Annotated in this window: 21 protein-coding genes; 9 read left to right on the top strand and 12 right to left on the bottom strand. The window is 66.1% G+C overall.

Annotation, left to right across the window (positions count from 1 at the left end):
* The first annotated feature begins 249 nt into the window (after positions 1–249).
* Positions 250–750: an energy transducer TonB gene (locus tag AAA989_RS09135; protein WP_338242838.1), complete on the top strand. Its 501-nt coding sequence runs from the start codon at positions 250–252 to the stop codon at positions 748–750.
* 103 nt (positions 751–853) lie between these two features.
* The gene (locus AAA989_RS09130; RefSeq protein ID WP_338242835.1) at positions 854–1,048 is read left to right on the top strand and encodes a hypothetical protein; all 195 of its coding nucleotides are present in this window, start codon (positions 854–856) and stop codon (positions 1,046–1,048) included.
* A 20-nt stretch (positions 1,049–1,068) separates the two neighbouring features.
* Here the strand turns inward: AAA989_RS09130 and AAA989_RS09125 are convergent, their stop codons facing one another.
* From AAA989_RS09125 to AAA989_RS09115, 3 genes are read right to left on the bottom strand one after another with little or no spacing between them, the layout of a single operon-like run.
* A complete protein-coding gene (locus AAA989_RS09125; RefSeq protein ID WP_338242833.1) occupies positions 1,069–2,538 on the bottom strand; it encodes an aldehyde dehydrogenase in 1,470 nt (489 codons plus the stop codon).
* Between the two features lie 10 nt (positions 2,539–2,548).
* The gene (locus AAA989_RS09120; protein WP_338242831.1) at positions 2,549–4,771 is read right to left on the bottom strand and encodes a PQQ-dependent dehydrogenase, methanol/ethanol family; all 2,223 of its coding nucleotides are present in this window, start codon (positions 4,769–4,771) and stop codon (positions 2,549–2,551) included.
* Positions 4,768–5,676 carry an SDR family oxidoreductase gene (locus tag AAA989_RS09115; RefSeq protein ID WP_338242829.1) on the bottom strand — a complete coding sequence of 303 codons (909 nt, stop codon included), beginning with the start codon at positions 5,674–5,676 and terminating at the stop codon, positions 4,768–4,770. Before AAA989_RS09115 ends, AAA989_RS09120 begins: the two co-directional genes overlap by 4 nt.
* 95 nt (positions 5,677–5,771) lie before the next feature.
* Here AAA989_RS09115 and AAA989_RS09110 point away from each other — a divergent pair, with 95 nt between their 5' ends.
* Positions 5,772–6,266: a nuclear transport factor 2 family protein gene (locus AAA989_RS09110; protein WP_338242827.1), complete on the top strand. Its 495-nt coding sequence runs from the start codon at positions 5,772–5,774 to the stop codon at positions 6,264–6,266.
* On the opposite strand, the gene AAA989_RS09105 is transcribed toward AAA989_RS09110, so the two are convergent.
* The 3 genes from AAA989_RS09105 to AAA989_RS09095 are packed head-to-tail and all read right to left on the bottom strand — an operon-like array spanning position 6,267 to position 8,628.
* Complete coding sequence (locus tag AAA989_RS09105) at positions 6,267–6,632, bottom strand: hypothetical protein (RefSeq protein ID WP_338242825.1); 366 nt, start codon at positions 6,630–6,632, stop codon at positions 6,267–6,269.
* A complete protein-coding gene (locus AAA989_RS09100; protein WP_338242823.1) occupies positions 6,629–7,069 on the bottom strand; it encodes a c-type cytochrome in 441 nt (146 codons plus the stop codon). Before AAA989_RS09100 ends, AAA989_RS09105 begins: the two co-directional genes overlap by 4 nt.
* On the bottom strand, positions 7,066–8,628 hold the full coding sequence (locus tag AAA989_RS09095) for an FAD-binding oxidoreductase (protein ID WP_338242821.1): 1,563 nt from the start codon (positions 8,626–8,628) through the stop codon (positions 7,066–7,068). The genes AAA989_RS09100 and AAA989_RS09095 overlap by 4 nt, the downstream gene beginning before the upstream one ends.
* Positions 8,629–8,726: 98 nt before the next feature.
* Here AAA989_RS09095 and AAA989_RS09090 point away from each other — a divergent pair, with 98 nt between their 5' ends.
* On the top strand, positions 8,727–9,626 hold the full coding sequence (locus AAA989_RS09090) for a DUF8021 domain-containing protein (RefSeq protein WP_338242819.1): 900 nt from the start codon (positions 8,727–8,729) through the stop codon (positions 9,624–9,626).
* 9 nt (positions 9,627–9,635) lie between these two features.
* On the top strand, positions 9,636–10,859 hold the full coding sequence (locus tag AAA989_RS09085) for an MFS transporter (protein WP_338242817.1): 1,224 nt from the start codon (positions 9,636–9,638) through the stop codon (positions 10,857–10,859).
* Between the two features lie 3 nt (positions 10,860–10,862).
* Here AAA989_RS09085 and AAA989_RS09080 read toward each other — a convergent pair whose 3' ends face one another.
* Positions 10,863–11,288: a nuclear transport factor 2 family protein gene (locus AAA989_RS09080; RefSeq protein WP_338242815.1), complete on the bottom strand. Its 426-nt coding sequence runs from the start codon at positions 11,286–11,288 to the stop codon at positions 10,863–10,865.
* Positions 11,289–11,290: 2 nt separating this feature from the next.
* Complete coding sequence (locus tag AAA989_RS09075) at positions 11,291–11,821, bottom strand: MarR family winged helix-turn-helix transcriptional regulator (RefSeq protein WP_338242814.1); 531 nt, start codon at positions 11,819–11,821, stop codon at positions 11,291–11,293.
* A gap of 98 nt (positions 11,822–11,919) precedes the next feature.
* Between AAA989_RS09075 and nov2 the strand changes: the two genes are divergently transcribed.
* Positions 11,920–13,410, top strand: a complete 1,491-nt coding sequence (nov2, locus tag AAA989_RS09070) for a lignostilbene-alpha,beta-dioxygenase NOV2 (protein WP_338242812.1) — start codon at positions 11,920–11,922, stop codon at positions 13,408–13,410.
* A 1-nt stretch (position 13,411) separates the two neighbouring features.
* On the opposite strand, the gene AAA989_RS09065 is transcribed toward nov2, so the two are convergent.
* Positions 13,412–15,292, bottom strand: a complete 1,881-nt coding sequence (locus AAA989_RS09065; RefSeq protein ID WP_338242810.1) for a hypothetical protein — start codon at positions 15,290–15,292, stop codon at positions 13,412–13,414.
* 230 nt (positions 15,293–15,522) lie between these two features.
* Here AAA989_RS09065 and AAA989_RS09060 point away from each other — a divergent pair, with 230 nt between their 5' ends.
* Entirely contained in the window at positions 15,523–16,563 is a 1,041-nt protein-coding gene (locus tag AAA989_RS09060) for a hypothetical protein (RefSeq protein ID WP_338242808.1), read from the top strand.
* 18 nt (positions 16,564–16,581) lie between these two features.
* Positions 16,582–17,550 (top strand): DUF8021 domain-containing protein, encoded by a 969-nt coding sequence (locus AAA989_RS09055; RefSeq protein WP_338242806.1) that lies wholly within the window; start codon positions 16,582–16,584, stop codon positions 17,548–17,550.
* A gap of 57 nt (positions 17,551–17,607) precedes the next feature.
* Here AAA989_RS09055 and AAA989_RS09050 read toward each other — a convergent pair whose 3' ends face one another.
* Positions 17,608–18,129 (bottom strand): DUF1097 domain-containing protein, encoded by a 522-nt coding sequence (locus tag AAA989_RS09050; RefSeq protein ID WP_338242803.1) that lies wholly within the window; start codon positions 18,127–18,129, stop codon positions 17,608–17,610.
* A 157-nt stretch (positions 18,130–18,286) separates the two neighbouring features.
* Here AAA989_RS09050 and AAA989_RS09045 point away from each other — a divergent pair, with 157 nt between their 5' ends.
* Positions 18,287–18,883: a nuclear transport factor 2 family protein gene (locus tag AAA989_RS09045; RefSeq protein WP_338242802.1), complete on the top strand. Its 597-nt coding sequence runs from the start codon at positions 18,287–18,289 to the stop codon at positions 18,881–18,883.
* A 21-nt stretch (positions 18,884–18,904) separates the two neighbouring features.
* On the opposite strand, the gene AAA989_RS09040 is transcribed toward AAA989_RS09045, so the two are convergent.
* A complete protein-coding gene (locus tag AAA989_RS09040; protein ID WP_338242799.1) occupies positions 18,905–19,918 on the bottom strand; it encodes a sensor histidine kinase in 1,014 nt (337 codons plus the stop codon).
* A 146-nt stretch (positions 19,919–20,064) separates the two neighbouring features.
* A complete protein-coding gene (locus tag AAA989_RS09035; RefSeq protein WP_338242797.1) occupies positions 20,065–20,595 on the bottom strand; it encodes a DUF3237 domain-containing protein in 531 nt (176 codons plus the stop codon).
* Between the last annotated feature and the right edge of the window lie 2 nt (positions 20,596–20,597).

The following is a 20,597-nucleotide window of genomic DNA, read 5'->3' as shown; positions in this document are numbered from 1 at the left end:
CCGAGGCAGTTCCGCAAGGAGCAGTTCGTTACGTCGAAAGGGTCGCGAGGCCCTGTTTCAGGACGTATTGTGTCATTTTGAAACACTGCCCCAAATCTGCCTCAATTGAGCGAGAAACCGATGCAGCCGGAAGCGAACCGCAGCGCTCGCCGACGTGATCGACCTTTGGTCTGACACGCCCCAAATTCGGGTTGCGCAGGGCGCGCTCTAAACTGTGGCCGGTCATCTTTTGGAGGAAAGGATGATCTCATGAAGAAGCTCGTTTCAATTGCAATCGTCAGCGCGGTTCTTGCCGCGCCGCTCGCCGCCCAGGATCCTGGGCGCGGGCAACCCATCATCGTGCAAACCGACCCATCGACTTTCGTCTCCAGCCTTTCCCACGAACTCGACCGGCAGCTCCGACGCGTATCCTACCCCGGCGGCTTCCAGCAGAGCGGGGTGGTGAAGGTGCGGTTCGTGGCGAATGGCCACGGACGCGCGGAGCAAGTCACTCTTTTCGAGGAGTCGGGAAGCCATAGCATGGACCGCGCGGCTCTCAGGGCCGTTCACCGTCTCGATCGACTGGGATCCAACGCCCGCACGCAAATGGGCGGCCAGGACGTCTTGCTGAGCATCGTCTTCGCAACCAGCGAAAGGGAAGCGGAGCGTCTGGCGCGGCGAACGTCGGAAGAGAACGCTGCACTGATCGCTTCTGGGAAGCTGGAGCCGCAGGTGCTGGCGGTCACCATGGTACCATCGGCGCGCGGATGACGTGATACCGAACTTGCGAACTTCGGCGTCACATCGCGCGGCACTGCGGGCTGCTGATGATGACGCCGGAGCTTTTTTACGAATCCAGGGAGAGGATTGAACAATGAATTTCGAGGTTCCGCTTTCGATGAGAGAGGCTCGCCGGGAAATGCTTCTTGCGCTGGCCTCTTCCCGCGAGGTGAATGCAACGCACCATTGCAGACGCGCGGCGAACTTGTTGAACGACGCGGTCAGCTCGATCCAGGCTCATCCGGCGGCAGACTACGACTGGTCTCTGCTGCGCGCCGAGCATCGCTGAGCGCGAGCAGCGAGCAGGCGTCAGACTTCGACCGGCGCGTCCGTCAGGATCGTCTTCGTCTCGACGTAGGCGTGGATGCCCTCGTCACCGCCCTCGCGGCCGATACCCGACTGCTTGAACCCTCCGAAAGGCGCGGTCCATTCCATCCGCATGCCGTTCTGCCCTACCACGCCCGTGCGCACGCGACGGGCGATGTCGTAAGCGGCCTGCGCGTCGTTGGTGAACACGGAGCCGTTGAGGCCATAGTCGCTTTCGTTGGCGATGCGGATGGCGTCTTCCTCGTCCTCCGCCGGGATCAGGCACAGGACAGGACCGAAGATCTCTTCCTGCGCGATCTTCGATTTGTTGTCGACGTTCGCGAACAGTGTGGGCTCGATGTAGTAGCCCTTGTTCATGTGGCTGGGGCGATGCCCGCCGGTGACGAGGTCCGCCCCCGATGCCTTGCCCGCTTCGATATACATCTCGATGCGCTCCAGCTGGCGGCGCATGGCGACGGGACCGAGCTGGGTATCCTCGTCCTCGGGATGGCCGATCCTGATGCCCTTCATCACCCCGGCAATGGCCTCGGCGAGTTCGTCGTGACGGGCCTTCGGCACGATGGCGCGGCTGAGCATGGCGCAGACCTGCCCGCTCATCACGGTGATGGTGTTGCCGAGAATACCCGCAGCCTGGTCGATGGGAAAATCGTCTCGCACGATCGCGGCGCTCTTGCCGCCCAGCTCGAAAGTGGCACGCACCATGTTGCCGCCCGCCACGCTGGCGATGTGGCGGCCTGCCGCGCTGGAGCCGGTGAAAGTGATCTTGTCGATGTGCTTCGAATGGATCAGGTGATCCGCCGCCTCGCGGTCCGAAGGGACGAGGTTGACCGTGCCTTTCGGCATGCCCACCGCCTCTGCCGCCTCGGCGATGATATAGGCTTCCAGCGGGGTTTCGGGCGAAGGCTTCATCACCACGGTGCAGCCCGCGATCAGGGCATAGAACACCTTGTTCGCCATGATCGCGAACGGGCCGTTCCACGGCGCGATTGCGACAACGACGCCCACCGGCTCGCGCACTACGGTGACGGTATCGACCGCCATGCCGGGGCGCTGCTCGGTCCAGGCGAAGCGCTCTCCCAGCGATGCGATGCCGCGAAGACCCGCGACGCCGCCCGCGTGCATCGGCCCTGCCGCGCTGGCGAGGCCGCCGATCTGGGCCGTCCAGGCGGCGGCAAGTTCGGGCACGCGCGGCTCCAGCACGTCGACCAGTTCCATCAGCTTAGCCATCCGCTCCTTCGGCGAAGTGCGGGGCCAGGGGCCGTTGTCGAACGCCTCGCGCGCGGCGGCAACGGCGGCGTCCATGTCGCGGTTGCCGGCATGGGCGACGCGGGCCACCACTTCCTCGCTGGCGGGATTCACCACCTCGATGCTGTCGTTGGACGTGGGGGCGACCCACTCTCCGCCGATGAACAGCTTGTCGGGGTGCTTGATGGTCACGCCTTCGGGGGTCATGGCACGGCTCCTAGTAGTTGGAGAGGATGGTGAGCGACTGGGTGTCGAGCGGCAAGCCTTCCTCTTGCAGTTGCAGCTCGCGTTCGCGAAGCGGGCCCTGCACGCTGATCAGCCAGGCCTGGATGGCGCGCACGTCCTCCGCGCTCAGCCTGTCGTCGAAGCGCGGCATCCCGCGGCTGACAAACAGTCCGTCCAGCACGATCTGCTGGAAACCCGCGTGCACGCCGCGGTTCATGCGGCGAAGGTCGGGCAGGGGCGCGCGCGGCTGGTTGGAATGGCAGATGCTGCAGTTCCCGGTGAACAGCGCGTTGCCGCGGGCCAGCAGCTCGGGGGTGACGCCAGCGAACTGCTCGGGCGGTTCGGGGGCGGGTTGCAGCGGCGGCAGGTCTTCAGGGATCGCCACCTGGCCGCCATCCAGCCGGAAGACGAGGATGCGGTTGGCATTGCCCTTGCCGTAAGCGGCGGCATAGCGCGGCACGAAGCCCCATCCGCCCCCGCCCCAGCCGGTCTGCACGGCGACATACTGCACGCCGTCGACCATGTAGGTCATCGGCGCGGCCATGATGGTGGAGCCGGTTTCCACGCTCCACAATTCCTCGCCGGTATCGGCGTCGCGCGCGAACAGCGTGCCACCCACGTTGCCGTGGAAGACGAGGCCGCTTTGCGTCGCCAGCACGCCGTGGCGATCCTGCCAGCCGAGGCTTTCCGCCGCCCACCTGGTTTCGCCGGTCAGAGGATCGATGGCCCGCAACTGGCTTTCGAAGGGCTTGCTCGTCACCCATTCCCACGCCGCCTGTGCCTGCACGGCCGCGCGCAGCGGCGGCGGCAGCGTTTCGGCGGCGGCCTGAAGGTCGGAGGTGAAGATGATCGCAGCGCCCGCGTTGAGGAATTTCTCTTGGTATTCGACGTTGTCGATGGGACCGGGAAGGAACAGCAGGTTGCCCATGTCCAGCACGTGGGCGAAATAGGTATCGCGCGTGGGATCGTAGGCGGCGGGATACCAGTTCCGCGCGCCGGGCGAGCCGGGGTAGACGATCTTCGGCCCCTGCGAATAGTCAGATTCCTCCAGCGTGATGCTGTGCCGCTGGGTCTGGGTATCGAAGCCGTCGGACCAGTTCATGCGCACCAGCGGATTGGCCGCGTGGGCATGGCCGGTCTCGCGATCGACCACGTAGAAATTGCCGTTCTTGGGCGTGTGGAGGATGACCGGACGCTGCTCTCCATCGATATCCAGCGAGGCAAGGATCATCGGCTGCGTCGCCGTCAGGTCCCAGTTGTCCTGCGGCGTTTCCTGGAAATACCAGTTCATCCGGCCGGTCTCGCGATCCAGCGCCACCAGCGAATTGAGGTAGAGGTTATCGCCGCCCCCCGGCGAACGGATCGCCTGCGGATAGGGCCCGCCGTTGCCGGTGCCGACGATCACCTGGTCGAACTGCGGATCGTAGACGATGGCATCCCACGCCGTGCCGCCGCCGCCGATGTCCCAGCGCGTGTCCTCGCTCCAGGTCGCAAGCGCGGGTTCGAGTTCGGGGTTTTCCTGCGGACCCGAAGCGGGATCGCGAGGAATGGTGTAGAAGCGCCATGCCTGCGAACCGTCCGCGATGCGATAGGCGGTGACATAGCCGCGCGCATCGTATTCCGCCCCGGCATTGCCGATGATGACGAGATCGCCCGCCACTTCGGGCGCGCCGGTGGATGTGTAGCCGCGCGAGTGATCGACGATGGTGTCGACGCTCCACACCGGTTCGCCGGTGGTCATGTCCAGCGCCCACAGCTTGCCGTCTAGCGCGCCCACCATCACCTTGCCGTCGGCCACGGCCACGCCGCGGTTGGCCTGGTCGCAGCAGGCGGACCGGTTTACCTGCATGTCCAGCTCGGGGGTGAAGGTCCACAGTTCCTCGCCCGTGGCAGCGTTCAGCGCGTAGACCCGGCCAAGGTTGCCCGAGGTGTACATCACCCCGTCGATCACGACCGGCGTTGCTTCCTGCACGCGGGCGGTGCCCATGTCGTATTCCCAGGCCAGGCCCATGCGCGACACGTTGGCGCGGTCGATCGTCTGCAACCGCGAGAAATGGCTTTCGCCCCAGTCGCCGCCGGGATTGTCCCAGTTCTCGCCCGCTCCCAGCGGGAGGTCCTGCGCGGCCAGCGGAGTGGCCATTTCCGGCTCCGGGACGGCGGCGGCCGTGCAGGCGGACAGGCCCACGACGGCGGCAATGGCGAAAAGGCGGCTCATTGCGGCCATGCCCCCTGGTGCTGTTCGAAGACCGAGCGCAGCGTGCGCGGCTTGCGTCCGGTGATGCGCTCCACGTCGTCGGTGATGACGTCGAAATAGCCTTCGCGGATGGCCTGGCCGAACGTCACCATGCCTTCGCTCGCCCACGGGATCGGCGTGTCGGGCGTCAGATCCTCCGCCTTGCGCACCGCGCCGATGGAATCGAAATACTGGTACATTCCCTCGTCGTCGACGTGGATCACCTCGATGGGCTTGCCTGCCATCCCGGCGGCCATGTCCATCGCCTCGGGAACGGTCAGCAGTTCAGGGCCGGTCACGGTGTAGGCCTTGTTCTCGTGCCCGTCCTGCGTCAGCACGCCGACCGCCGTCGCCACGCAGTCATCGCGGCTGACGAAGGCGATCTTGCCGGTGCCGCAGTTGTCGGGCTTCGATCCGGCGATCAGTGCTGGCACGACCATGGCCGTGGCGATCGCCTCGGAATACTGGCTGTTGTAAAGGATCGTCCAGGCCAGGCCGGACTGTTTCAGAAGCTGCTCGGTGGCGTAGTGATCGTGCTGCTCGACCGCCGGATGGTCAGGATTTCCGCCGTCGATGATGGATGTGTAGACAATGTGCTTCACCCCGGCGCCCTTGGCCGCATCGATGGCGTTGCCATGCTGGCGCGGGCGCTGGCCCACCATGGTCGTAGAAATCAGCAGCAGCTTGTCGCCGCCCGCCATCGCCTCTTCCAGTCCGTCCGGACTGTCGAAGTCCGCCTCGCGCACGTCGGCGCCGCGCTCCGCCAGGTCGCCCAGCTTGTCGACGTTGCGCGACAGGGCGATCACGTCCTCGCCCAAGTCCAGCAATTGCGATGCGGCGGCATGGCCGAACTGGCCGGACGCGCCGGATACGATGATTTTCGCCAAGTCTTCTCTCCCATCGCGGCAAGTTCGTGAGCCTTCACCGCTTGCCAACATCATAACGACTGTTACGATTGGCGCAACACGGAGGGGAGGAGCACATGACGCTCTCGATAGAGGACCGGCTTGGCCTGCAGGACCTGATTGCCGCCTACAGCTGGGCACTGGATACCGGCGATGCCGATGGCCTGGTGGAATGCTTTACCGAAGACTGCGAGATGCGCGAGGAGGTGTTCGAGGACCCGGACATCTGGCACGGGCACGAAGGTATTCGCGGCCTGATGGCGCACTACGCGGGCGCGCCCGGCTTTCCCGGTCGACAGCATCACGTCACCCAGGTGCAGTATTTCCCGCAGGACGACGGCAGCGTCAGGATGCGCGGCTTCGCCTTCGTCACCGAATGTCACGGTGAACCGCCCTACGAATTGCGCTTCTGCGGCTGGTATGACGATCACGCGGTGAAGGGTGCGAACGGCAAGTGGCGCTTCCGCACGCGCCTGGTGCGACTGTGGGATGGGCAGGTGCTCGAGCGCTTCCCCGGCCACGGGGACTGGAAACCGCGCAAGCGGCCCGAGTCGCTCAAGATCCGAAAGTAATCAGGTGCGGCGGACGAGCATCCACGTAATTGCCGCGCCTTCCACCCTCACGCCTTCGCGGCGATAGCCCGCCTCGGCGGCCACTTCCTCGATCAGCAGGGCGTCGGCCTGCCTGCTCCATCCGTGAATGATGGCGGGACCCGATGCCACGACCTCACGCGCGAAGCGGATGCAGTCGCCTTCGATCGCCCTCGCCTGCTGCCCCGCCTCGACAGCGGCGGTGCGACGAGAGGTGGCCTCGGGAAGGCTCGCGTCGAACAGGAACACCGAGCCTGCGATCGGAGTGGCTGCGGAAAGGCGGTCCAGCCCCAGCACGGCGGGAATGGCCGCCACACCTGCCAGCAAGGTGCGCCGGGTCAGCTTCATGGCGCGATCTCGTGCGGTCCGGCGGCAAGGTACTCGGCGATTGCCTGCAAGTCCGCGTCGGACAGTTCGCCGCGCGGCACCGGCGGCATGTTGCCGATCCCGTTGCGAGCGGCGACGACCACGAAGGCCGCGGCAAGATCGCCGCGCTCTTCCAGCAAGGCATCATCGCGGCGGCGGGCCAGAAGCCCCGTGCCCATGCCGTTGGCGTTGTGGCACATCGCGCAGTATTCGACATACAGCGCCTCCCCGCCGGTCGCGCCGGGGCGCTTCGCCAGGGTGACAGGCTGCGGCATGGGCGGCGGTCCGGCTTGCGTTTCGACGGCTTCCTCCGCCTCGTCCGAAACGCCCGCGCCGCTCTGGGCATAGGCGACGGAACCCGCGGCCAGCAGCACCGAGGCCAGCAGAATTCTCATGCCGTGCTGACGATGAAAATTCATGCCGCACCTCCATTGCGCCGGTTGTTGCCCCAGATACCGCTCTTGCCCGGCGCGATGATGCCGTTGGGGTCGAGCGCGTCCTTCACCGCCTCGTTCATGCGGTGCAGCGAGCCGCCGCCCCAGTCATAGGTGTTCGCGACAAGGTCCATGTAATCGAGATGCGTGCGATACTCGCCATAGCCCTGCTCCTTGGCGTCGGCCACCAGCGTGCGGAAGAACGGGTCGACCTTGGCCATCATGGCGGGATCGTCCTTGTTGAAGATCATCGCGTTGACGTTGGTCAGGTGCCGTTCCCCGAAGGCAAAGCTGCCCTGGTAGTCCATTCCGTATTCCTGGTAGCGGGCATAGGTGCGGCGGAACTGCGCCAGCGCGGCGTCGCCATCCTGCGGGATGATGGGCGAGAAACCGATATGTCCGCCCCGCCCGCCGTACCAGTTCACGTTCTGCATCGGGAACGTCATCGGCGTGCCGGTCCAGCCGGTATATTCCAGCGGCTCTCCCTTGCGCCAGCTCGTGGGGCGGATCGACATGGGGCCGGCGTTGCCCATGGCCTCTTCCAGCACCTTGTAGGCCGCCTTGTTCACGTCTTCCCGGCCATAGAGGCGCAAGGACACGCCCCACCAGCCGATGTTGAACTGGCGGCGGATCGCGTCGATCACGGAATCGGACAGCGCGCCGGGTTCGTCGGTCCACTGGTCGCGCGTGGTCAGCACCGCGGCGGCGCGCATCCAGTTGCCGATGCTGGGCGACTGGGTCAGCAGCCGTTCGCGGCGCAGCGGCGCGATGGTATCCACCATCACCTTCAGATCTTCGGGCCGGTCGAATTCGACATCCATGCCCATCAGGCTTTCCGGCTCCGGCATCATCCACATGCCCATCTTGGTGACGATGCCGAAGTTCGACTGCACGAACATCTGGTCCCAGCCGGGGCCGAAACCGAAGGGATAGGCCTGCCAGGTCGGCGCGCCGCTGAACGCGCCCATGCCGGTGCGCACCACCTCGCCATTGGCCAGCACGACTTCCAGCCCGCAGATGTTCTTGGTGTGCTCGCCATAGGGGGTGTAGCCCACGCCGCGATCCAGCGCGTTGCCCATCACCGACCCCCAGCTGTTGCCGGGGGTCGAAAGCCAGTAGGGCAGGTTGTTGCGCTGCACGTAGTCGTAAAGGTCGTAGAAGCCGACGCCGGGCTCCAGCAGCACGGTGCCCAGTTCCTCGTCGAACTCGATCTTCTTCATGCGCGACAGGTCGAGCACCACGCTGCCAGCCAGCACCGGCGCGCTGCCGCCGTATCCCAGGTTCTTGCCGCGCGCGATGGGGAATAGCGGCAGTCGGTATTCGTTGGCCACGCGCACCACCGCCTGGATTTCCTCCACGGTATCCGGCGCGACAGCCCCTGCCGGGTGATGCGCCGCATCGTCCACGGCGAACTTGTCCTGGTAGGACGTGCGATCCAGCGGCTCGAAAAAGCACTTGTCCGCGCCGATGGCGGCTTCCAGCGCGCGGCGCGCCTCGTCCAGGCGCGCGGCCGACATTCCCGGTGCAAGCGGTGCATCCGCCATCAATTTCGTCCCTCTCCCCACGCGCATTTCGCAGCGTGACTTTAACGCCCGTTACTTTTCAGCTAGCACGGCTACGAGTCAAGCGAAGGGAGAGGGTCTTGGCGTCACGCGAGGAATTGTACGGCGTTCTGGATGCCTACCTGGCAGCGCTGGCAGCGCGCGATCCCTCCGCCGCGCCCATCGCGGCAGGGGCCTTCAATACCGAGAACAACGTGGTGCTGGCCGTGGGCGACGGCGTGTGGAACACCATCACCGCCCGCCACGAATACGACCTGCGCTTCGCCGAACCCGCGCGGGGGCAGGTGGCCGTGTTCACCGCCGTGGAGGAAACCGACGCGCTCAACCCCGCCTGCATCCGGCTGGAAGTGTCAGGCGGCCAGATCATCGGCATCGAGACCGTCGTGGCGCGCAACAAGGACGAGGGCTTTCCCTTCGGCCCGCAGCATTTCGAGCGCAAGCCGGTGATGGAAGCGCTGGTGGCGGACGATGCCCGCTCCACCCGCGAGGAACTGGTGCGCGTCGCCAACGGCTATTTCGAGACGATCGAGCGCAACGACGGCACGATAGCCACGAAGTTCTGGCCGCACTGCAACCGCGTTGAAAACGGGGTGCAGACCACCAACAATGCCGACTTCCCCCTGCCCGTTGCCCGCATGGGCTGCGAGGAGCAGTTCGCATTGGGCTGGTATCGCTACGACGACGACCTGCGCGCCCGCCGCTTTCCGCTGGTGGATACCGAGCGCGGGATCGTGCTGGCCTATGGCTTCATCGATCATTCGGGCGGGGTGGGCGAATACACTCTGACCAACGGCGAGACCGCGACGAGCCCGGTGCGCCGCCCGCACAGCTACTACCTCGCCGAGGCCTTCCGCATCCGCGAGGGCGCGATCGAGCAGGTGGAAGCCAATTTCCTGACCGTGCCCTATCGCATGCCCAGCCCGTGGGACACGCGCGATGCCAGTCTTGTCGGCGAGGGAGGCCTCCACCGTGTTGCCTGAGGTACTCCGTTGACCAACCGCACCATCGCCTCGCTCGTCCTGCTGGCCGGGATCTTCGTGATGGAGGGCTACGACATTGCCGCCATGGGCCTTGCCGTGGCGCGCCTGGACGAGGCGCTGGGGCTGGAGCCGGCCAGCTTCGGCTGGGTCTTCACCGCGCTGCTGGTGGGCATCGGCGTGGGCGGCGCGCTGCTGGCGCCGTTTGGCGACCGCTTCGGCCGGCGCGCGCTGATCGTGGCAGGCGCGCTGGCGACAGGCGTGTTCACTCTCGGCACCACCACCGCCACCACCGTGACGGAATTCCTGATCTGGCGCGGCCTTACCGGCGTGGCGCTGGGCGCGGCGCTGCCCAATGTCAGCGCCCTTTCCGCGGAGCTCGCACCCGACAGGCTGCGCGCCACGGTCATGGCGGTCGTCTCCGCCGGCATCCCGCTGGGCATTGCCATTGCCGGTGTGCTCTCGCCCAACGTGGTGGGCGCTTTCGGCTGGCGAGGCCTGTTCTTCGTACCCGGCGTGATGGCTATCGCCCTTGCCGCGGCGCTGTGGCTGATGCTGGATGGCGGCGTGCCGGAATCGGGCGATGGCCAGCAGAAGGCCTCCGCGCCGCAGGTGCTGCTGCTGCGCCAGCCCTGGGTCATCCCCTTCGCCGTCTTCGCCGCCATGCTCGCGTTCAATGCCATGAACCTCTACCTGCTCAACAGCTGGCTGCCCACGATCCTGCCGCAGGCCGGGTTCGAGCAGGACCTGGCAGACCGCGTTTCGGGCGTGGTGCAGTTCGCCGGTATCGGCATCGGCGTTGCCGCCAGTTTCGGCATCGACCGCTGGAACAAGACCCTTACCCTGGTGCTGATGTTCGCGGCGATGGCGCTGTGCTTTGCCGCCGTCGGCCTTTCTCCGCCCGACCGCACGCTGTGGACCCTGCTGCTGTGCGTCGGCGTGGGCGGCGCGAGCGCGGGCGGCATGGTTCTGCCGGGGCTGTGCGTCTATTTGTTCGCGCCGCGCCTGCTCTCGACCGCGATCGGCATGGGCGTGATGGTGGGGCGCCTGGGCGCCTTTGCCGGACCGCTGATCGGACAGGCCGTGCTGGATGCCGAGGCGGGTCCGCAAACCTTTTTCCTCATCGCCGCGATACCCGCCGCGATCTGCGCGCTGGTGGCGCTGCTGGTGCCGCTGGGCCTGCGAGTGAAGGAGAGGGATGCCGGGCGCGAGGTCGGCGCGCCCGCGACGGCGTAAACCCTACGGCCTGAAATCCAGCCCGCCGGTCCGTTCAGCAAAGCGCCAGCCGTCTTCGGTCTTCACCACCCTGTCCTCGAAAGTGCCGATCAGCGGAGACTTCGGATCCTGCACCGGCAGGCCATCCTCGGCGGCGTCGCCCATGTAGAGCACGATCACGCTCTTCACCCTGGCTTCGCTCTCGCTCACCACCTCGACCAGGGTGTTCGCCATCACGTGCCGCTGCGCGCGCGGCGGACGGGCGGTGAAGCTGGCAAGGATTGCCTCGCGCCCCACCACCGGATCGCCCCCGCTGGGGCGGCGGAACACGGCATCCTCGGTGTAGAGCGCGGCGCAGGCCTGCCAGTCCTGCGCATCGTTCGCCCACACGTATTCGTGGATCAGACGCGTCACGTCGGCCTCTATCGCGCGGCGAGTCTCGTCGTGCATGTCTACTCCTGCGGCTTGGTGCGTTCGAGGAACAGCGAATTGCCCTGCTCATCGCTGGCGTCCAGCCGTTCGATCAGCCTTTCCACGATGCTGGCAAACCCCGCCACCTCTGCGCTGTCGAGCTCGGAAAACAGGTAGTGTGCCACCGTCTCCGTCTGCGGGCGCATGATCTCGTAAAGGCGGCGGCCCTCGTCCGAGAGGCTCAGCCACTTGCGCCGCCTGTTGCCCTCGTCGGTTTCCACCACCACCCGGTCGTGCTTCTGCAGCGCGCTGACCGCGCGGCTCACGCTCATGGCGTTGACGCCTGTCAGTTCGGCAACCTCGTGGCTGGCCGTGCGCCCCAGCGCGCCGATGGTCATCAGCAGGCGGAACTCGTTCACGCTGATCCGGTAGCGATGGGAAAGATGGGTGGAAAACGGCGCCATCAACCGGTTGGTCAGCTTCAGCAGGCGGTGCAGCAGCACCACGTCGCTGGTCTCGTTCAGGTGGACGCTGGCTCCACTATCGCGTGCAGCGCCGCTTTCGCCGGTCATCCTCCGCCTCCCTTTGACCGCAATCAATGTTGCGGGTTGCACCGATTGTAACAAGCGTTAGCGTTAAAACAAAGAATCAAGAGGAGAGGAAACAGGCCATGGGCGCTTTTCCGCAATCAATTCATTTCATTGGCACCAACACGCCGCGCCAGCAGGAATATAAGCTGGAAGGGCTGGATGTGGAGGGCGAAATTCCCGCCGCGATCGATGGCACCTTCTTCCGCGCCGTACCCGACAATGCCCATGTGCCGATGTTCGAGGATGACATCGCGCTGAACCACGACGGCATGATCTCGTCGTTCGCGATCCGCGACGGCAAGGTGGATTTCGGCATCAGGTATGTCGAGACGGAACGCTACCTCGCCGAAAAGGAAGCGGGGCGCGCGCTGTTCGGTCGCTATCGCAACCCCTTCACCGACGATCCCAGCGTGAAGGGCAAGGATCGCACCGTCGCCAACACCACCCCCGTGTGGCACGGCGGCCGCCTGTTCATGACCAAGGAGGACGGCCGCGGCTACGAGGTGAACCCGCACACGCTGGCGACGGAGGGCAAGTGGGATTACGAAGGCAAGCTGAGGAGCGAGACCTTCACCGCCCACCCCCGCATTGATCCCGAAACCGGCGAGATGTTCTTCTTCGGCTACGAGGCGGGCGGGCTCTGCACGCTGGACGTGGCCTATTGCATCGCCGACAAGGACGGAAATCTCGTCAAGGAGCAGTGGTTCGACCAGCCCTATTGCTCCACCATCCACGACTTCGTGATCACCGAGAAATACGCGATCTTCCCGATCTTCCCGACCCTGGCCGATCTCGACCGGATCAAGGAAGGCGGCCCGCACTGGGCGCATCACCAGGACCTGCCGAGCTATGTCGGCATCATGCCGCGCTACGGCGACGTGTCCGAAATGATCTGGATCGAGGGGCCGAAGGGCGTCTCCTGCTTCCACGAAGTCAATGCCTACGACGATGGCGACAAGGTCCATATCGACCTCTGCCTGACCGAGACCAATGCCTTCTCCTTCATGCGCGAGGCGGGCGGCATCGATATCGCGCAGCAGGACATCAAGGGCGCGCTCACCCGCTGGACCATCGACATGTCGGCGCAGGAGCCCGCGATCGAGGCCAGCGAAATCGGCCCGACCGGCGACCTGTGCCGGGTGGAGGACGCGGTGCAGGGTCGCCCCTATCACCGCGCGTGGTATCTCAGCATGAACCCGCAGGCGAAAGGCCCGCCGATGCTGGGCGGGCCCGTGGGCGCGAATTTCAATTGCCTGCTGCGGATCGAGCCGGAAAACGATCGTGTGTCGATGATGGAATTGCCGCCGGGCGCGGCGATCAGCGAGCCGGCGCATGTCGTGTCGCCGGAAGACGGCCACGGCGGCTGGCTGCTGAGCGTTATCGACATCCCCAACGGCCCTCCCGGCGCGGGCGACCCGTCGGACTATTCCAGCGAGCTATGGGTGATCGAGGCAGATGCTGTCGAGAAAGGCCCCATTGCCCGGGTCAGCACCGGCAAGGCGCTGCGCAGCCAGGTCCACGGAACCTGGGTGTCCCGCGCGAAGCTGGACGCCAGCGTGCGCAAGGGCTGACCTAGTCGTTCCCACGGCCGCGACCGTTGCCGCGTTCGCGCGGCCGGTCACGATTGCTCTCCGCGCGCTGACGCCTTTCGTTCTGCCGGGCCTGTTGCTGCCTGCGATCACGCTGCGCTGACTCGCGCTGCTGGCGCTGGCGATCGGCCTGCTGACGCTCCTGCCGTTCGCGCTGGGCCCGCTCGCGCTGTTGCTGCTGCTGGCGTTCGGCCTGCTGCCGCTCCCGCCGTTCGCGCTGAGCCCGCTCGCGCTGTTGCTGCTGGCGTTCGGCCTGCTGGCGTTCGCGGCGCTCTTGCTGCGCCCGTTCGTTCTGGCGGCGTTCGGCCTGAGCCCGCTCCTGCTGGCGGCGTTCGTTCTGCGCACGTTCGCGATCGCGATCAGCGCGCTGGCGGTCTCGCTGGGCCTGCTGACGCTCTTCGCGCTGCTGCTGCGCCCGTTCACGCTGACGGCTCTCGCGCTGCGCCGCCTGGCGTTCCTGGCGGTCGCGATCGGCGCGTTCGTCGCGCTGCCTGTTCTGGCGTTGAGCCTGCTCGCGCTGGGCACGTTCCTGCCTCACCGTCTCGCGACGCTGGTTGTCGCGGCGACTCTCTTCACGGTCGCGGCGCACGCGCTCGGCATCGCGGCGGCGTTCGACATTACGCGTGCGCTCCACGCGCTCCGTCTCGGCGCGGGCGAAACCGGTATCGCGTTCGGCGCGGGGTCCGCCGCGCCGAGCCTCGCGGCGCTCCTCGCGGCGCTGGTCGACCCGTTCGGAGCGCTCGCGGACGCGTTCGATATCGCGACGCTGTTCCCGACGTTCGGCGCGGGCTTCGTTGCGGACCAGCGCAGCGCGTTCGATGCGCGGCCGGTTCTCGGTCCTGTCGCGGTAGAAGCGCGGCGCTTCCTCGCGATAGCCGGCATCCTGCCAGCGATCGAAGCGGTCGGCGGCGCTGCGCCGTGCGCGGCGCTCGCGGGTCCAGCGGCGTTCGGCAGCCTCCTCGTGCGCGGCATCCCATTCGCGCCATTCCTGCCGCCGCTCGCGGGCGCGGTCCCAGCGACGCTGTTCCGCGACGATTTCGCGACGGCGCTGGTTCCACAGCGGAGCCGAGACGCCGAAACGGTCGCCCCTGTTCGCGGCGTCGTAAAGACGCTCGCCCCGGTCGAAATAAGCGGAGGCCACACGGCGGCGATCGCGCGCACGGTCGTGCCGCAGGATCCGGCCGTCGCGGTCGTAGACCACCACCAGCCGATCGTCGCGATAGCCGTAGCTGTAGAGCGGATCGCGAACCAGGAACGGACGCGCGGATCGCGGTTCGTAGTAGTAATAGCGATAGCCGCCGCGCACCGGCTCGGCATAGCGGTAATACCCGTCATGCGTGCGCCAGGCCCACGGCTGCGCGCCGTCGTAGTAATAGCCATAGTCGGGCGGGGAATCCGCCAGCAGTCCGCCGATCAGCGCGGCCAGTGCCAGCCAGGCATACTGGTCCGTTCCGACGGTATCGTCGTAATAGTATTCGTCGCCATAGCTGTCGTAGTAGTCGTCGGCATAGCCGGCGTCGTAGTAGCCGTAGTCTTCCTGGCCCCACTCGCCGGCATAGCCGTCGTCGTAATAGCCGCCCTGATCGTAGTTCCACGAAGGCGCAGGGGCGTAGCTGCCGGGATAGTCGGCCTGCATCGGCCAGGCTTCGGGCAGGTAGTCGCCTTCCCCGCCAGCCCAGTACTGGGTTCCCGGACCGCCCTGGTCCCAGGCACTCTCGTCGAGCGAGTAGTTGTACGGGCCAAGCGCACTGGTCAGCGCCAGCTGGTCCGTGCTCGCCATGTCCTCCGGCCCGCAGGCGGCCAGCGCCAGGGCCAGCGCAGATACGGCGCCAAGGCGAAGCGGAAATCTCTTGCGGTCTGTCATGCGAGCCTCCTTCAGCTCGGTGCTGGCGTCGGGGCATGCCCCTGGCGCGTCACGGGTCATTTGATCGCCAATGTCGCATGATCGCGCTGAACGGGCCGTGGGAAGGCGGTTCATCATCCCGCAGGCTTGCGGCGACGGGCAGTTGCCTGCGCGCGACGGGACGAATTTCCCGAGCCGACTTGCCCACCGAGGCGCGAAGGCATAGGCTTTTGCAGAGAGGGGAGAAGAGCATGAGAAAACTCGTGCTGGCACTGGCCACGGGCGCGCTGGCGATCACGCCGGTGGGCGCACAGGATCCATCGTTCGAGGAACAGATGGCGGCGCGGTTCGAAACGCCGCCGCCCGGCTGGGAAATGCCGCGCACGCAGTGGGGCGATCCCGACCTGCGCGGCAAATGGCCGGTCGACTATCTCGGCCGCACGCCGCGCGAACGCAGCCCGGCGCTGGGCACGCGCGCATTCCTGACAGAGGAGGAATACGAACGCGCTTTCGCCCGTGCGGAGGGCGAACTGGAGAGATACGAGGAAGAGGACAAGGCCAACCTGATGGCCATGGGCCACTGGGCCGAATTCGGCCACCCGCTGCGCCAGTCCAGCATGATCGTTGAGCCTGCCAACGGTCGCTATCCGCCACTCACCGAACTGGGGCAGGAACTGCGCGCCAACGAACGCACCAGCTGGAACACCGACGTGTTCGAGGACATGGACGATTTCGGCATCTTCGACCGCTGCCTGACGCGCGGCATGCCCGGCTCCATGCTGCCGGGCGCCTACAACGGCGGGATCGAGATATTCCAGGCTCCGGGTCAGGTGGTCATCAGCCTCGAGATGATCCACGAAACGCGCATCGTCTACCTCGACGGACGCGATCCGCCTCCCGCCGACGTGCAGTACGACCTGGGCTATTCCGTCGGCCACTGGGATGGCGACACCCTGGTGATCGAGACGACCAACTTCCGCCCCGGCATGTCTATGGGCCCCGCCCCCAATTCAGACCAGCTGCATGTCACCGAACACCTCACGCTGATGAACCCGAACCAGATTCACTACGAGGCATGGGTGCGCGATCCGCTGGTGATGGAAGGCCACTACAAGCTCGACCTGCCGTGGCTGCGGGAAGACGACTACGGCATGTACGAATACGCCTGCCACGAGGGCAACGTGCAGATCCGCGGCTATATCACCGCGACTTCACCGAGGTTCGCCGAAGAACGCGCGGCAGCCTGGGCAGCGCAGGGGCGGGAGAACCACGAAGGCGAGCCGGTTCGCTGACGAAGGGGGAATGACAAGATGAGAATACTGCTGAGCGGACTGCTGGCCACGACGGCCGCGCTGGCCGCCCCTGCCGCGGCGCAGGACTGCGACCGCGATTGCCTGATCGCGCTGGCCGATGCCTATGCCACGGGCGTGGTGGAAGGCGATCCGGGTGCCGTGCGCTGGACCGGCGATGCGGTCGTCGTCGAGAACCTGGAAAGCATCGCCCCGGGTGAAGGGATATTCCAGACGGTCACCTCCGGGCCTGCCACCGATTACGCCGTGCACGTGGCGGACCCTGTCAGCGGGCAGGTGGGGCTCCTCACCATGATGCGCGAGGGCGAGACGCCGGTGTTCGTCGGCATTCGCCTGCAACTGGGCGAGGACGGTGCCGTCGCCGAAGCCGAGCATCTCGTCGCGCGCGACCTGACGCCCGTCCAGCTCGCCAACCTGCAGGACGAGCGGCCGCGCCTGATGCAGCCGGTGCCCGAAGCCTACCGCGACAGCCGCGAGCGGATCATCTGGCTGGGCGAGAGCTACTACGACGCGCTGGACAACAACAATTCGGCCCATTCCAACATGGCCGACGACTGCGAGCGGCGCGAGAACGGCTTCCAGACGGCGCGCAATCCGATGGTGCGCGACAATCCGAACGGCAACGGTCAGAATGACGCGATCTTCGCCTATCTCGGCGGACTTGGCTGCGCGGCGCAGATGGACACCAACATGTGGGAATACATCACCCGCATCGAGAACCGCCGGGTGGAGATTGCCGACACCGAAACCGGTCTGGTGTGGGGCGTCAGCCATCTCGAGCACGATTTCGACGAGGACATTTTCCCGCTGGTGGGAGTCCCCTGGGCGGACAGCCGCGACCTGTCGCAGTTCGGCCCCTTCGACATGCCCGCGATCCACGTTTCCAAGGTCTGGGGCGGTGCGATCCACGAGATCGAGGCGCTCGGCATCGTCATGCCCTATCAGAGCCCCCGCGTTTTCGAGGACTGAAAGCAAAGGGGCGAGGAGGCTCTTCGCCGCCCCGCCCCCTTGCTCGGATGCCGCGTTCTACTCCGCCGGTTCGGCAGCGGCCGCGGTCGCGTCCTTCTTCGTCAGCGCATTGGCCAGGTATTCGGACACGATGCCGAACAGCGCGCCGATGACGATGGATACAATCGTCGGCACGATGGCCTCCGTCGGGGTCATGCCCGCCAGCAGGATCGGCCCCGCAACGGATGCAAAGCCGTAGACGCTGGCCGGAATCGTGGCCAGGAACGGCACCGCACTGGCGAGGCAGATGACGAAGGCGCCAAGGCCCACGGCCACCGGTGCGGCAAGGTCTCCCAGGCCGGCAAGCGCGCCGCCTGCCAGGATCACGGCCACCATGCCCACGAGGGCGCCGAAGCTCATGCCCACGATGGCGGTGGTCATGCCCTTCACGCCGCCCCCCGAATGGAAATGGCAGCCCCAGGCAATGAAGCTGATCCAGACGAGGCCGGGCAGGAAGTCCGCCAGCGGCACGCCGAACAGCCAGGTATCGAGAATGGCGAGCAGTCCCACTGAAAAAGCGAGCGCAATATAAGCGGTCATTGTTCTTTCCCTCTCCTTGACGCGGCTTCTTGGTGAGCCGCTGGCGCGAAAGACTAAGTCAAATTGCGGCAGAGTCCATAGGACGGGAATTTCCCTGTGGACTTGTCTCCTGCTTCGGACAGGCGCAATCTCGCCCGCAAAAGCGAAGGGAGAAACCATGACACGACAGGCATTCAGGCCAGCCACCTCGTTCGCCGCCCTGGCGGCTCTTGCGCTTGGGGCGTGCAGCGGGGCCGACGCGCAGACCGCGCCCGACCCTGCCGTGCAGCAGGCGCTGGACCGCATCGCCATCGAGGACATGGTGGTGGAATACTACGCTCACCTGGGCGGAGAGGATGCCGGCGCGTTCGACGACTATTTCACCGAGGACGCGGTGTTCGACGTGAACGGCATCGTCGCCAACGGCCGCGAGGAGATCGAGGCGCTCTATGCCGGGATGCGGGAGGAAGGCGAGGACGGCGAGACCGCGACCCAGAGCGACGACGGCGGCACTTTCCGCATGCTCCTGTCCAATCCCGTGATCGAGGTGGAGGGCAACAGCGCCCGCGCCAGTTTCATCTGGACCGGCATTCGCAACACCGACATCGGCGAACCGCCGGTGCTGGTGGAACAGGGCCGCGAGTTCGACCGGCTGGAGAAAGTGGAAGGGGAATGGAAGTTCGCCCACCGCGTGGTGATCGCCGACAGCGGCCTGCCAGAAGGCCAGTACGAGACGTGGACGCCGCGCGCGGATTTCGGGCTGGACGATCTCTAGGATCGTCCGCAACGATGCGGGCTAGTTGAGAGCCTTGCTGGCCAGATGCAGCGCGCGCCCGTCGGGGCCGGCCTGCACCCGGTATTCGGCCTGCGCCTGCTGGGCGAAGGCGGCAAACAGCCGCTCACCGATACCGGAAGAGCGTTCGTCCCCGTCTGCCGTGCCGACACCGTTGTCCACGATCGCCAGGCTCCAGTCCTCGCCGGAGCCGGAGAATTTCACCTTCACCTGACCCTGGCGTCCGTCGGGGAAAGCGTACTTGGCGGAATTGGTCAGCGCTTCGTTCGTGAACAGGCCGATGGCCACAGCCACCTCGCGCGGCATGATGACCTCGGGCTCTCCGGCGTCGATCTCCACCCGCACGTTGTCGAGGAAGGCACCGCGGGTGACGCGGTCCACCACGTCGACCAGGTAATCCTGCATGGCCACCATCGCGCCCTCGCCCTGCTGCAGGGCAAGGTTGGAATAGGCGGAGGAGAAAGAGTGGATGCGGGCGATGGCCTGTTCCAGCGCGGCAATCACCTCCGGCAACTGCTCGCGTCGCTTCTGCATTTCCAGCAGACTGGCGGCCAGCGCAAAGTTGTTCTTGGTGCGGTGTTCCAGTTCCTGCTGCAGCACCTTCGCGCGCTCGATTTCGGCATCGCGCTGCGAGAGGGCCGTATCGACCGCGCGGCGGAAACTCTCGGCAAAAATCAGCATCACCATCACGGCGGCGGCATTGATGGCCACGCGCGGTGCATCGGTGGCGAGTTCGAAGCCGAACCCGTAGGCGGGAGGAAGGACGAAATACCAGGCCCACAGGAAGCTGGTGACATAGGCGACAAGCCCGGCCTGCCAGTGGCCGTAAAGCGTGGCGATCAGCACCGCGACGTAGACGAGTGCGAACGGCCCGGCGGTCGCCGCCCAAACGTCCAGCACGCTGCGCAGGCCCACCATCGCCAGAGCGCAGCCCAGGCCGAAGAGGCACTGCGCAACAAACCGTGTACGCGGCGCAGAAAAGCGCCGGGGCACGTCGAAACCAGCAAGTCTGTACATTGCGCAACCTATCCACGCCCCGAAAAGGGAGCGCCAAGGCACCCCTACAGACTAAAGGCTGTATTTCCTAACGGATTCAGCCAAACCGCACAGAATAGGGGGCAGGCAACCGGGCTGAATTTCCAAGCTTCTGCTTTTGCGTGATTTTATGTCAGCGCGTAATATCGCAGGCGATTACCATCGGCCCGGCGCTCTCCCACACCGATGAACACGTGCTTCGTCAGCCAGTCGTGACGACCCTTGGGACATTCGAAACTGGTCTGGCTGCGCAGGTAATAGTCCTCGTGCGGCACCGGCTCGCCGCCTTCGAAAGCCCAGGCGCGCAGGCGCGCCATGGTGTCCGGCTTGCGGCCCCACAGGAACCCGCGGTTCTGCAGCATGATGATGGTGCCGTCGTCTTCCTCCAGCAGATAACGCGCATCGAGGCAGGCGACCTCGTCGTCGCGCCACCAGGCGTAGTCGCCGCCCGATCCGGGCACCGCGCGCCCCTTCAGCAGCGGGCCTTCGAACGTCCCCTCCTTCACCAGCACGGCCGTGCGCATCCCGCCGCCGGGCATGGGCATCATGGAGTAGGCCTCGGGAAACTGCAGCTGCACCGTCATCACCGGCTCCAGCCGCGGATTGTCGAAGGCGGAGAACGGTGCCGAGAACGGCGTGGTGTCGGAAAATTCGGTCATGG

Source organism: Aurantiacibacter hainanensis, assembly GCF_036321025.1.
Taxonomy (GTDB): domain Bacteria; phylum Pseudomonadota; class Alphaproteobacteria; order Sphingomonadales; family Sphingomonadaceae; genus Alteraurantiacibacter; species Alteraurantiacibacter hainanensis.
Note: the sequence above shows the minus strand (reverse complement) of the source record. Positions and strands in the feature narration are given on the sequence as shown.